General features: G+C 43.8%; 13 protein-coding genes. 5 read left to right on the forward strand and 8 right to left on the reverse strand.

Annotated elements, in window-relative coordinates:
* Positions 1–3: 3 nt before the first annotated feature.
* Positions 4–1131, reverse strand: a complete 1128-nt coding sequence (locus AAEU32_RS04870; protein WP_421969394.1) for an S-(hydroxymethyl)glutathione dehydrogenase/class III alcohol dehydrogenase — start codon at positions 1129–1131, stop codon at positions 4–6.
* A 92-nt stretch (positions 1132–1223) separates the two neighbouring features.
* On the opposite strand from AAEU32_RS04870, the gene AAEU32_RS04875 reads away from it, so the two are divergent.
* The 5 genes from AAEU32_RS04875 to AAEU32_RS04895 all read left to right on the forward strand — a co-directional run bounded on the left by AAEU32_RS04875 (position 1224) and on the right by AAEU32_RS04895 (position 5968).
* Positions 1224–2123, forward strand: a complete 900-nt coding sequence (locus AAEU32_RS04875; protein WP_421969395.1) for a LysR substrate-binding domain-containing protein — start codon at positions 1224–1226, stop codon at positions 2121–2123.
* 75 nt (positions 2124–2198) lie between these two features.
* Complete coding sequence (locus AAEU32_RS04880) at positions 2199–3407, forward strand: FtsX-like permease family protein (protein ID WP_421969418.1); 1209 nt, start codon at positions 2199–2201, stop codon at positions 3405–3407.
* The gene (gene lolD / locus AAEU32_RS04885) at positions 3400–4101 is read left to right on the forward strand and encodes a lipoprotein-releasing ABC transporter ATP-binding protein LolD (RefSeq protein ID WP_421969396.1); all 702 of its coding nucleotides are present in this window, start codon (positions 3400–3402) and stop codon (positions 4099–4101) included. The genes AAEU32_RS04880 and lolD overlap by 8 nt, the downstream gene beginning before the upstream one ends.
* On the forward strand, positions 4098–5339 hold the full coding sequence (locus AAEU32_RS04890; protein ID WP_421969397.1) for a lipoprotein-releasing ABC transporter permease subunit: 1242 nt from the start codon (positions 4098–4100) through the stop codon (positions 5337–5339). The genes lolD and AAEU32_RS04890 overlap by 4 nt, the downstream gene beginning before the upstream one ends.
* Positions 5340–5554: 215 nt before the next feature.
* Positions 5555–5968 (forward strand): DUF4826 family protein, encoded by a 414-nt coding sequence (locus AAEU32_RS04895; RefSeq protein WP_421969419.1) that lies wholly within the window; start codon positions 5555–5557, stop codon positions 5966–5968.
* Here the strand turns inward: AAEU32_RS04895 and AAEU32_RS04900 are convergent.
* The 7 genes from AAEU32_RS04900 to AAEU32_RS04930 all read right to left on the reverse strand — a co-directional run bounded on the left by AAEU32_RS04900 (position 5952) and on the right by AAEU32_RS04930 (position 12040).
* Positions 5952–6410: a GNAT family N-acetyltransferase gene (locus AAEU32_RS04900; RefSeq protein ID WP_421969398.1), complete on the reverse strand. Its 459-nt coding sequence runs from the start codon at positions 6408–6410 to the stop codon at positions 5952–5954. The genes AAEU32_RS04895 and AAEU32_RS04900 overlap by 17 nt on opposite strands.
* 8 nt (positions 6411–6418) lie before the next feature.
* The gene (locus AAEU32_RS04905) at positions 6419–7561 is read right to left on the reverse strand and encodes a JmjC domain-containing protein (RefSeq protein WP_421969399.1); all 1143 of its coding nucleotides are present in this window, start codon (positions 7559–7561) and stop codon (positions 6419–6421) included.
* A 193-nt stretch (positions 7562–7754) separates the two neighbouring features.
* Positions 7755–9122, reverse strand: coding sequence for an adenylosuccinate lyase (purB, locus tag AAEU32_RS04910; RefSeq protein ID WP_421969400.1), 1368 nt, complete (start codon positions 9120–9122; stop codon positions 7755–7757).
* 63 nt (positions 9123–9185) lie between these two features.
* A complete protein-coding gene (hflD, locus tag AAEU32_RS04915; RefSeq protein ID WP_421969401.1) occupies positions 9186–9788 on the reverse strand; it encodes a high frequency lysogenization protein HflD in 603 nt (200 codons plus the stop codon).
* Positions 9789–10889 carry a tRNA 2-thiouridine(34) synthase MnmA gene (mnmA, locus tag AAEU32_RS04920; RefSeq protein WP_421969402.1) on the reverse strand — a complete coding sequence of 367 codons (1101 nt, stop codon included), beginning with the start codon at positions 10887–10889 and terminating at the stop codon, positions 9789–9791.
* Positions 10890–10962: 73 nt separating this feature from the next.
* Positions 10963–11397: an NUDIX hydrolase gene (locus AAEU32_RS04925; RefSeq protein WP_421969403.1), complete on the reverse strand. Its 435-nt coding sequence runs from the start codon at positions 11395–11397 to the stop codon at positions 10963–10965.
* The gene (locus AAEU32_RS04930) at positions 11390–12040 is read right to left on the reverse strand and encodes an rRNA large subunit pseudouridine synthase E (protein WP_421969404.1); all 651 of its coding nucleotides are present in this window, start codon (positions 12038–12040) and stop codon (positions 11390–11392) included. The genes AAEU32_RS04925 and AAEU32_RS04930 overlap by 8 nt, the downstream gene beginning before the upstream one ends.
* Positions 12041–12168 lie beyond the last annotated feature (128 nt).

Consider the following 12168-nt stretch of genomic DNA (forward strand, 5'->3'; position numbering starts at 1 on the left):
ACCTTATTTATCATATTGAATCACACTGCGAATGCTTTTTCCTGCATGCATTAATTCAAATGCGTCGTTGATATCTTCAAGCGCCATGGTGTGCGTAATAAAATCATTGAGAGCAAATTCGTTATTTAGGTAGCGCTCAACAATACTTGGTAATTCAGAGCGCCCTTTAACACCACCAAACGCGGTACCACGCCATACTCGACCTGTTACCAGTTGGAAAGGTCGTGTTGATATTTCTTGGCCAGCACCGGCAACGCCAATGATGACAGACTCGCCCCAACCCTTGTGACAACACTCTAGGGCACTGCGCATGACGTTAACATTGCCAATACATTCAAACGAATAATCGACACCACCATCGGTCATTTCGACAATGACTTCTTGAATCGGTTTGTCATAGTCATTTGAATTAATTAAGTCTGTAGCGCCGAGCTTTTTTGCTAACTCAAACTTACTTTCGTTAATATCGATGCCGATAATGCGCCCAGCACCCGCCATTTTCGCGCCAATAATTGCAGAGAGGCCAATGCCACCTAAGCCAAAGATGGCAACGCTGTCGCCAGGTTGGACTTTGGCAGTATTGAGTACGGCTCCCATACCTGTAGTTACACCACAGCCTAATAAACACACTTCTTCTAATGGTGCCTCTTTATTTACCTTTGCCAGTGATATTTCAGGTAATACAGTGTACTCAGAGAATGTAGAAGTCCCCATGTAGTGATATATAGGCTCACCGTCTTTATAAAAACGCGTCGTGCCATCTGGCATCAGGCCTTTGCCTTGAGTCTCACGGATTTTTTGGCATAAATTAGTCTTGCCTGAAGTACAGAACTTACACTCACCACACTCAGGGGTGTAAAGCGGAATGACATGATCACCTACAGCAACGCTGGTCACGCCCTCGCCAATAGCTTCAACAACGCCGCCGCCTTCATGACCTAATATCGCAGGGAAAATACCTTCTGGGTCTTCACCTGAAAGGGTGAAAGCGTCTGTATGACACACACCCGTGGCATGGATTTTAACTAATACTTCGCCTGCTTTTGGCATCATGACATCGACTTCTTCGATTACAAGTGGTTGCTTTGGGCCCCATGCAACCGCTGCTTTAGATTTTATAAATTCTGCCATGTTCTTTTTCTCAAATAGTGAAATGAGTCAAAATTATTACACAATATGTTATGGTCTGACTTAGATTAATTAACTTTTACTCAGGTGTAATAATGCGATGGCAAGGAATGTTGGAATTTATCGCTGCAGCGCAATGTGAGTCATTTACTAGCGCGGCGAAGCAGGTCGGTACGTCTGTGGCGCATATAAGTCGCACAATCAATTCTCTTGAAGATTACTATAACGTTCAGCTGTTTGTGCGAAGTACTAGAAAGGTCGTACTCACACAACAAGGGCAGTTGCTACTGCATCATGCGAAGAAGGCGCAAGCTGTGTTAGAGCAAGGAGAGTGGGCACTCAAAGAGCAACAAGCGCAATTGAGCGGGCAGTTGAGAATTACTGCGCCAGTGATGTTTGGCGAACAATTTATTATGCCTTTGGTGCATGAATTCATGGCGCACTATCCAAAAATTAGCGTCAATATGGTGCTGACAAACAACACCCTTGATTTAATAGGAGAGCATATCGATTTGGCAATTCGCATTGGAGAACTCGCCGATTCAAACCTAACGGCTAAAAGGCTCGCATCGCGAGCGATGATCGTGTGTGCAAGTAGGCAGTATCTCAAAGAACACGGTGTTCCTTATGCCCTCAATGAGTTAAGTGACCATAATTGCTTGCTGGGGCATTCCGACTTTTGGCAGTTTGTGGAAAAGAACAAGATCCGTCACGTTAAAATGAGTAAAACAAGGTTACGTTGCAATAGCGGCTGGGCATTGTGTGACGCTGCAATAAAGGGCTTAGGGCTTGTGCAATTACCTGATTATTATGTCAAAGAAGCAATGGCCCAGGGTAAATTGCAAGAGGTGTTGTTGTCTTTTGCCATACGCAAAGAGCCAATATGGGCTGTGACGCCGGCGAAGCTGTATCAGGCTAATGCGACCAAAAAACTATTAGATTACTTAGCTGAAAATTTGACCGCGCAGTTAAATTTATCTCTAAGTTCGGATTAATCCAGTGCTGTAACATACCCATTATTTGAGACCTATGTTAGCATCGTGCAATTGTATTTTTTGGTTAAGCTGTTGATGTATAAGCCTGTCAGTTTATTTATTGGTCTACGCTACTCGCGCTTATCTAAAGGCAGTGCCTTTGTCTCATTTGTGTCGTTTTTTTCCATAGCGGGGATTGCGCTTGGGATCACTGCGCTTTTTACCGTGATGTCGGTAATGACTGGCTTCGAAAACAATCTCAAACACTCGATGTTGTCGATGATCCCGCATTTACAGTTTGATATGCAGCATCGTTCAGATAGCGAACAGCAGCAACTAATAGCACATCTAGAACAGCAACAAGCGGTTATTGAAATAAAGCGCTATCATCAGGCACAAACAATTGTGCAAAGCGCACATGATATTCAAGGGATCTTGCTGCAAGCGCCCTATGAGTCGTTGCCAACTAATGTTGAACAAAATATCGAAGTTGGCAGTGTGCAAATTATCTATAGCCAACGTTATCAATTAGCAATCAGTCGCTATTTGGCCCGCTCATTGTCTGTGGGTATCGGTGATACAGTGCGCGTTACTATTCCTTCAGTGTCAACGTATACGCCTATGGGGCGTATCCCCGTGCAGCGATTATTCACGGTGTCAGCGATTTACCGCAGTGGCTCGGAGCTTGATATGTACACCATGTTCACGTCAGGTGAGTCGTTGCAGCGCCTCAAAAGAATTAAACAACAAAACGCAGCGCCCATTGAAGTGATGCTCAGTGATGCATTTTTAAGCGAGCAAGTGTTGGCGAGTCTTGATGATGCACAAAAGGTTGGAGTAACAGACTGGCGTAAGAGCCAAGGAAGTTTGTTTAGTGCGGTAGCGATGGAAAAACGAATTATGAGTTTGTTGCTTGGGCTGATTTTCGTCATTGCTGTGTTTAATATCGTTTCTTCACTGACGATGATGGTCAGAGAAAAACAAGGTGAAGTCGCTATTTTGCAAACCTTGGGCTTAAGCCACCACCAAGTGGCACGCGTGTTCATGGTGCAGGGGCTGTATAACGGGGTAGTGGGCAGTGCAATCGGTGCACTAGGTGCACTGGTTGTGGTACTTAATCTCAATGAAATACTTCGTGCTATCGGTCTCAACTTATTCGGTCAACAAAATCTACCAGTCGTTGTCTCGTATACCACGTTGTTAACCATCGTCTTAGGCGCTATTGCCATGAGTTTTATCGCCACACTCTATCCCGCTAAAAAAGCAGCACAAGTTCGCCCAGCTGAGGTTTTAAGATATGAATGATTACGTTTTACATTGTCGCAATTTAACCAAAACCTATAGTGATGCAGCTGAGCAAGTCGATGTGCTTAAAGGCATTGATTTAGAAGTTGCTAAAGGTGAGAGTGTTGCTGTAGTTGGTTCATCTGGCTCAGGTAAAAGCACCTTGTTGCACATTCTTGGGACGCTTGATAAGCCCAGCAGTGGCGAAGTGAATATTTGTGGTAAAAACATAGCCAAATTGGATAGAAAAGCACAAGCAGCTTTTCGTAATAAGCATTTGGGCTTTATTTATCAATTTCATCATTTGCTCATGGAATTTACCGCATTAGAGAATGTAGCAATGCCTTTGTTAATTGCGGGCGTTAGTGCCAAAGAGGCGCAGCAAAAAGCACAGCGAATGCTCGATAAAGTGGGGTTGTCTCATCGTATTGACCATAAACCTGCCAATTTGTCAGGTGGTGAACGCCAGCGCGTCGCGATTGCTCGAGCGGTAGTCAGTGAGCCAGACTTAGTATTGGCTGATGAGCCTACTGGGAATCTTGATAAAACCAATGCGCAAAAAATCTATGAACTGCTAATGGAGTTGCAAAATGATCTTGGTACCAGCTTCATTGTAGTGACCCATGACCTTGAATTAGCGAGCCGCTTGAGCCGCACCGTGATCCTTGATGAAGGCGTGTTAAGTCAAAAAAGTACACAGGTAGAAATTGCATGAAGTCGACGTCATTGAGCTTTTTTATCGCTCAACGTTTTCGCCAGTCACAAAAAGGCAACGGCTTTATGGGCTTTATGGCTAAAAGCTCTAGCATAGGAATAATGTTGGGTGTGGCTGTGTTGTTACTTGCGCTGTCTGTAGTCAACGGCTTTCAACAACAGTTAGTAGAACGTTTATTGGCACTGGTGCCGCATGTTGAGTATGTCGCGGCAGACGAATACATAGACGACTGGCAAACAAAACAACGCTTATTAGAGCAACAGACAAACGTCAAAGCCGCAGCTCCTTTTATCGCTGTTAATGCCATGGCGCAGGCAGGGAGTGTGCTTGAGGCTGCGCAGTTAAGGGGAGTGGATGTCGCACTCGAACAAGACGTATCCATTGTAAATCAGTTTATTAATGGTGCTAAACTAGACGAGCTTAATAAAGGCGAAGTTATTCTAGGTAATGAACTAGCGCAAAAATTGGGACTGCAAGTAGGTGACAAGCTCACATTACTTATGTCGGATCTCAAAGACAGAAGCAAAGGTATGAGTGCGCCTGTGCGTTATAGTGCGACATTAGCAGGATTGCTTCAAAGCAATGGCCCCTTGGATAAACAACAAATTTTAATGCGACTTAGCGATTTACAAGCTTTGTTCTCGTTAAGAGCCGATCAGGTAACAGGGTTACGAGTTACGCTTGATGATGTCTACAGTGCGCAATCAGAGGCGATGCGAATAGGGCGTATTCTAGATGATTATGTGTACGTCAGTAGTTGGGTGCGTACACAGGGAAGCCTCTATCAGGATATACAAATGGTGCGCACAATCGTCTATTTGAGTGTATTTCTTATTATAGCTGTCGCAAGCTTTAATATTGTTTCGTCACTGTTTATGGAGGTAAAGGAGAAACAAAGCGCTATCGCGATTTTACGTACAATGGGCGCATCGGATTTTGTCATAGTTAACACGTTTTTATTTCAGGGTGTTGTATCTGCGTTAGTAGCTACAGTACTTGGGTGTATCTTAGGCTTAATATTGGCAATGAACATTACTGATTTGTTCAATTGGTATAGCAATCTGATTGGCGAGAATAAGCTCTCTGGTGTGTATTTTATCGATTTTCTACCCGCGAAGATAGAATGGATGGATGTGCTGTATGTTGGTGCAATAACGGTAGTAATTACCGTTATTGCCTCAATTTATCCTGCTTGGCAAGCCAGTAAAGTAGACCCGGCAAAAGTCTTAGGTAATTAGGGTGTGGCCACCGTCGGTGGATTTCTTGCGTTATATTTGAATGACCGAAAATGTAAGTGATGCAGAGTTTGCCTTGCCAAAATACCCCAATGATTGCTTTAAAACGCTAGTACACGCAAATTCTCTTAAAGCTAATCTAAAGGCTTGCATCCGCGGCGCTGAATTCGTAAAGTGATGCCAGCAACAACAAGAGAAGCAGTATTATGTCGCAAGAAATGAATCAACAAGAAAAAGAACAACAAGCGCTAGCATTCCAGCGAGAGTGCTTTGAGAGTGCACAAAAGCACCTTGCCGAAAAAGGTGTGTTGCCACAAACAGTATTCGAAAAAGAAAGTCGATTTCTAGCGCCTTTATGCGCCGTTTGGAAGTTCAAAACTCAAAACGGCAAGTCATATTGGGTGATCAGTGGTCGGTTGCCGACCGACCATGCCGAAGTGAGTGCAGCATCAAACGCACGAGAAGCAATGCGCTACTTTTCACTTCAGTGGCAAATTAAAGCTGAGCAAATTTTATCATCAGTACGCATTGATAAAACACAGCATGACTTTGCTAACTTACTTATTAAGCGTGCGCATGGCCTTTATGAATTGTACGACAATGACAATTTGTGGGCTAATGAACCATCGTAAAAGGGCTTGAGTCACATGTCTCTATTCGGCATTCTAAGCGCTGTCTTGGAATGCCGGCTTCCATAAATACGGAGCTGCAAGGCGAAAACCCTTTTTGTTTAAAGCGCTCTACCTCATGCAACACACAATTTATACAGATTGACTGCATACCGCAGGTTGACGCATTGGTAAGAATGTACTGAAGAAGCTCGTTGTAAATACCACGATTGCGATGCTCTGGAAGGACTGCAATACGGCCAAGTAAACCATCTTTACACAGCCTAGCTGTAGCAACTGGTTCACCCTGTTCAGTGTAAGCCACGAAGTGTAGGGCGCTACTATCGCGGCTATCAAATTCAACTGACATTGGTATATTCAACTCAAAAACGAAAACACGTTCACGGATTTGCCTAATAGGACTATCTTTTAGGCCCCATTCTATTTGGTTAATCCGATAAGGCATGTGTCCCCCTAGTCAATAAACCAGAAACCCTCTCTTATCAGTGTAGCCATCATTTGTCTGAAAAGTAAACAGTGTGTGTGCTCTAATATTAATGGTGTTTGCACTTGGGGCTGATCACATAGCGCTTGCACAGCAGTTAAGTGCATGATTGGCATGTTAAAACTATGTCCTTCGACACCAAGCATGACGGACTCATCTTGCTCTATGTAGATACAGCGTAACCCACCTGCTTTGTATAGATATGGGTAATTATGTAAATAATTTGATACAGACGACTCGTCTATCTCATCATCCAGAGGAAGCAAATCTTTATCGTGCTTTGGTGCGCTGATATGTTCTGCGATAAAACGAAGGAATACATCATCATCATTTATCGCATCAGTGACAAGTGCCCGTAAATGTTCAATTTCATTTTGTTGCAGCTGTCCACAACTGTCGCGTAAGGTGAGTGATGCATCGGTATATCTGCTTTGACCTAAATCGTGATCAATGAGGTGATCAGCAAACGCTGACAATAAGTCAGTTTGATTCGGGGCTCTAAAACCCACGGAGTAATTCATTGCGGCTTCAGTTGCATACCCTTCGTGTGGCGCGCTAGGTGGGATATATAAGATATCGCCAGGTTCTAGTATCACATCAATTACAGCGTCAAATTGACCTACTTGAAGTAGCCCTTTGTTGGCACTGAATTGTTGTATTGATTTGTCGACATTGCCAACTCGCCAATGTCGCTTTCCTAACCCTTGTATAATGAACACATCATACTGATCAAGATGAGGGCCAACACCTCCGCCTACGGTGGAGTAGCTCACCATCAAATCGTCAATGCGCCAATTGGGGATGAAACGAAAAGGCTCAAGAAGCTGCGCCGCATCGGGATGCCAATGGTCAACTGCTTGCACTAGTAAGGTAGCGTTTTCATTGCTAAGAGGGGAGAAATCTTCAAAAGGTCCATTTGTGCATTGCCAACCATCGTGATTAGTCACTATGCGTGATTCTATCCCTTCTTCCATTGCCAAACCGGCAAGTTCATCGGGCTCAAGCGGGTCTTCAAATGATTTAAAACCGCCTTTTATCAATAACGGTTTTTTCTGCCAGTACTGAGATAAAAACTCTTGCTGTGTTAGATCATTGATATGCAATGTATACATATGTGCTTCCTGTATTAGGGAACTTTGCTAGCGAGTTAAATACGTCGACCGCCCTTAAATATAGGGTGAGTACACATAGAAGTGTTAGTATGGCCAGCGCGTCAATTTAGTTGCTGCAATTGATAAAAAAAAGCGAAAGACCTTGTGCATATGACTGCGTCTTTCGCTTTTATGTTGATATTATCGAATCTAATTAAAGGTTGTCGATAAATTCAACTGCACGACCAATATAGTTCGCCGGGCTTAGTTCTTTTAACTGCGCTTTAACTTCAGCTGGTAATTCTAATGTATCAATGAACTCGGCCATAGCCACTTGATCCACACGTTTACCTCGTGTCAGCTCTTTTAGCTTTTCATATGGCTTTTCAATGCCATATTTACGCATAACTGTCTGAATTGGCTCTGCCAATAATTCCCAGTTTTGGTCAAGTTCATCAAGCAGACGTTGCTCGTTTACTTCTAGCTTGCTCACACCTTTAAGCGTTGCTTGATAAGCAATAAGTGCATAGCCCATACCAACACCAAGATTACGAAGAACTGTTGAGTCTGTAAGGTCACGTTGCCAACGAGAAATTGGCAACTTCTGAGCTAGGTGGCCAAAGATAGCGTTTGCTAAACCAAGGTTTCCTTCAGAGTTCTCGAAGTCGATAGGGTTAACTTTGTGTGGCATGGTTGAAGAACCAATTTCACCTGCGACTGTTTTTTGTTTGAAGTGGTTAAGCGCGATGTAACCCCAAACGTCACGGTCGAAATCGATTAGCACCGTGTTGAAACGTGCAACAGCATCGAATAACTCAGCAATGTAATCATGTGGTTCGATTTGCGTGGTGAACGGATTAAATGTAAGGCCTAAGCTAGTCACGAACTTCTCAGCGTGTGAGTGCCAGTCGTAATCAGGGTAAGCACTTAGGTGAGCGTTGTAGTTACCAACTGCACCATTGATTTTACCAAGCATGTTTACTTGTGCTACTTGATCACGTTGGCGCTTCAGGCGCATGTACACATTTGCAAACTCTTTACCCATAGTAGAAGGTGAAGCAGGTTGGCCGTGAGTACGAGTCATCATTGCAACTGATTTGTATTCGATTGCTTTTTCTTTTACCGCATCAAGAAGTTGATCCATGTAAGGAAGCAATACTTTGTCACGCGCTTCAGTTAGCATCAAACCATGTGATAGGTTGTTAATATCTTCTGAAGTACATGCGAAGTGAATAAACTCGTTAATAGCATTCAATTCTGCGTTGTCTGCTACTTTTTCTTTAAGTAAATACTCAACCGCTTTTACATCATGGTTTGTAGTGCGCTCGATATCTTTTACACGCTGTGCGTCTGCTTCGCTGAAATTGTCAACGATGCCATCAAGTAGGGCATTCGCTTGCGCGCTCAACGCTGGAACTTCAGAAATTTCAGCTGCCTCGGCTAGGGCTTGTAACCAACGTACTTCTACTTGTACGCGGTATTTGATCAGGCCAAATTCACTAAAAATGCTACGCAATTCTGCAGTTTTGCTGCCGTAGCGCCCATCTACCGGAGAGATCGCGGTTAACGCTGAAAGCTCCATATTAACTCCTAAGTTACGTTGAACGATTATCTTCTTGTTACTCAATTGTATTTGAGTAGGGGTTTAAATTTGTTCTTTTGCGATTGCCAAGATTTTCTTCTTGGAAAATAAAAAGTGTCGTCTTTTACCGCCAACCTGTCGCCATAGCACAGCAGCACGAATACCGGCTAAAAGTAATGCGCGAATACGGTTTTGAATACTCTTTTGTTTTAGTAGTTCAGGTTGACCAAACACTTGAATGCGCTGCCCAAGTGGACTAATTATTTGTGCGTATGTATCGGCGAAAGCCGCGATGATAGATTCATCTAAAAGCGCTAAATGAGCGAGCTTTTCTTTAGTAGCACCAATGTCACGACCCAGTGCGTTAAGTGCATCTGGACGTGAACTGAGAATGCGCTCAAGTTGCACTAGTGAACCCACATATTTAACCAACTCAACGTTCTTTTCAGTACCCGTTGATAGTTGCGCTATCAAGGCTTTGTAGCCGCTCATTAAATTGTGTTTCGAACCGTATATAGCTTCAACATTGGCTGCGTCGGTTGCTAACAGTGATTGCATCAGTGGTTCAATCTCGTGCTGTTGTGACTGACCATACTTTGCAAGTTTCTGTACTTGAATAGCTACTTGGCACATAGCAGCAAGTGCCATTACCTGATTTGCATTCATTTATTTGATCACCGAATCAATAATCCCGCCACCCAAGCAAACTTCGCCGTCATAAAATACCGCTGATTGCCCTGGTGTTACCGCTTTTTGTGGTTCATCAAATAGCACGCGAGCCATGCCATCTTCACCCACAAGTAGCGTGCAGTTGATATCCTCTTGGCGATAACGCGTTTTAACCGTTACACGTGCCGTGCCTTTAGGGCCAACTCTGTCCACCCAATGTAACTGGTTAGCGTACAGACCATTGCTGTATAGGCGAGGGTGGTTTTTACCTTGACCGACTACCAACACATTGCGTTGAATGTCTTTATCTACAACGTACCATGGCTCACCAGAGCCTTCTTTCAAACCACCAATGTGCAAGCCTTTGCGCTGACCTAATGTGTGGTACATCAACCCTTCGTGCTCACCCACTTCATTGCCGTCTGTATCTTCAATAATACCCGGTTGTGCAGGGAGGTAACGCTGTAAGAAATCTTTAAACTTTCTCTCACCAATAAAACAGATACCTGTACTGTCTTTTTTATCGTGGGTTACTAAGCCTTGTTGCTCAGCAATTTCGCGTACCTGCGGCTTTGGTAATTCACCAACAGGGAAGAGTGTTTGAGCAATGTGCTCATGGCTCAATGTATACAGGAAATAACTTTGGTCTTTATTATCGTCTTCACCGCGTAACATAGCGAACTTGCCGTCTTGCTCCTGACGACGCACGTAATGGCCAGTGGCTATATAGTCAGCACCTAGCGCTTCTGCGGCAAATTCAAGAAAAGCCTTAAATTTGATTTCTTTATTACACATAATATCTGGGTTTGGCGTGCGTCCTGCCTTGTACTCTTCTAAAAAGTACTCGAAGACGTTATCCCAGTATTCTGCTGCAAAATTGACAGTGTGAAGTTCAATTCCGAGCTTTTCGCACACCATTTGCGCATCTTTTAAGTCTTCAGCCGCTGCGCAGTACTCATCGTTGTCGTCTTCTTCCCAGTTTTTCATGAACAGGCCTTCAACCTGATAACCCTGTTCTTTAAGAAGGTAAGCGGATACGGATGAATCAACGCCGCCGGACATACCGACGATAACTTTTATTTGGCTGTTGTCGCTCATAGGTTTTGAATTTCACATCACTTTGCTTCGAGGGCGCGAATTATATCACGCTTAAGCAAGGGCTTGAAGTGCGCTATGAGCGCAAATAATCAAGACTTATCAAAGGGCGTGACAAAGAATCCTCTATGCATTGCAAAACAAGTTCTGAACGTAATGGCTTTTGTTTGATTTCGTCCAACGTCAACCAGTGGCAGGCAATAATATCGTCGTCGTGTGGTGTTGTATGAAGCTCAGTATCAAGCTCGCCATAGAAACAAAAACGCAAATAATGTTTACCATTTGCTGCGTGCAATGAATAGATACCGACAAGACCTAATAACTGTGCACTTAGCCCAGTTTCTTCTTGTAATTCTCTAATACAGGCCTGAATAATGGTTTCACCATGTTCGAGGTGCCCAGCAGGTTGATTAAAAACGATTTTTTGACTGTACTTATCGCGTTCTTCTACGAGTAAGTAGCGTTCGTTGCATTTTAGTACAATGGCAACCGTTACGTTTGGCTTATGCATAAGGGGCCACAATCTTGTATTGTCCAAGTGCCAAATCACCCAGTTGGTATGGGCCGATACTGGCACGAATTAACCGCAATGTTGGATTCCCAACGTGTGCGGTCATGCGACGAACCTGACGATTCTTACCTTCTTTAATACTTATCTCAAGCCAAGTAGTGGGTATGTTTTTACGGTCTCTAATTGGCGGATTACGCTGCCAAAGCCCCGGCGGTTGTTCAATTACACGTACTTTGGCAGGCAGTGTTAAGCCGTCTTTGAGCTCAACGCCTTGTTGTAATGCCTGTATTGAAGACTCTTCAACCGTACCCTCTACTTGAACCCAGTAGGTTTTATAGGTGTTCTTTTTGGGGTTAGCCAGTTTGTGTTGTAACTTGCCGCAGTTGGTGAGTAACAGTAGACCTTCAGAATCGCGATCTAAGCGACCTGCCGCGTATACGTGTTTTATATCGATGTAATCAGCTAAGGTCGCGCTATTGTTGTCGTCGGTAAACTGACATAGCACGTCAAACGGTTTGTTAAACAGCACCACTTTTACATCATGTGGCGCAACTGCTGGTTTGCTTCGCTTGCGTACAAACTTTGCCTTTGGACTGTGACGCCCAGTTGATGGGGTTTTTCCCTTGGAACTATAATTTTTCATTGATTTGACTAGTCCTGAAATAAGTTGACACTTATTTTGATTAAAACGCCTGATGTACTTCATCGGGCGTTTTGTATTTTAGGGCCATGTGTGGCCTCCTCTTATTATAGGTTGCTACTGACTCTGCA

Origin of the sequence: Pseudoalteromonas maris (assembly GCF_049257235.1) — a bacterium.
Lineage (GTDB): Bacteria > Pseudomonadota > Gammaproteobacteria > Enterobacterales > Alteromonadaceae > Pseudoalteromonas.

Bases quoted from the DNA above. Each gene is read 5' to 3' on its own strand.
- AAEU32_RS04870 (WP_421969394.1), bottom strand. From the start codon at position 1,131: ATGGCAGAATTTATAAAATCTAAAGCAGCGGTTGCATGGGGCCCAAAG.
- AAEU32_RS04875 (WP_421969395.1), top strand. From the start codon at position 1,224: ATGCGATGGCAAGGAATGTTGGAATTTATCGCTGCAGCGCAATGTGAG.
- AAEU32_RS04880 (WP_421969418.1), top strand. From the start codon at position 2,199: ATGTATAAGCCTGTCAGTTTATTTATTGGTCTACGCTACTCGCGCTTA.
- lolD (WP_421969396.1), top strand. From the start codon at position 3,400: ATGAATGATTACGTTTTACATTGTCGCAATTTAACCAAAACCTATAGT.
- AAEU32_RS04890 (WP_421969397.1), top strand. From the start codon at position 4,098: ATGAAGTCGACGTCATTGAGCTTTTTTATCGCTCAACGTTTTCGCCAG.
- AAEU32_RS04895 (WP_421969419.1), top strand. From the start codon at position 5,555: ATGAATCAACAAGAAAAAGAACAACAAGCGCTAGCATTCCAGCGAGAG.
- AAEU32_RS04900 (WP_421969398.1), bottom strand. From the start codon at position 6,410: ATGCCTTATCGGATTAACCAAATAGAATGGGGCCTAAAAGATAGTCCT.
- AAEU32_RS04905 (WP_421969399.1), bottom strand. From the start codon at position 7,561: ATGTATACATTGCATATCAATGATCTAACACAGCAAGAGTTTTTATCT.
- purB (WP_421969400.1), bottom strand. From the start codon at position 9,122: ATGGAGCTTTCAGCGTTAACCGCGATCTCTCCGGTAGATGGGCGCTAC.
- hflD (WP_421969401.1), bottom strand. From the start codon at position 9,788: ATGAATGCAAATCAGGTAATGGCACTTGCTGCTATGTGCCAAGTAGCT.
- mnmA (WP_421969402.1), bottom strand. From the start codon at position 10,889: ATGAGCGACAACAGCCAAATAAAAGTTATCGTCGGTATGTCCGGCGGC.
- AAEU32_RS04925 (WP_421969403.1), bottom strand. From the start codon at position 11,397: ATGCATAAGCCAAACGTAACGGTTGCCATTGTACTAAAATGCAACGAA.
- AAEU32_RS04930 (WP_421969404.1), bottom strand. From the start codon at position 12,040: ATGAAAAATTATAGTTCCAAGGGAAAAACCCCATCAACTGGGCGTCAC.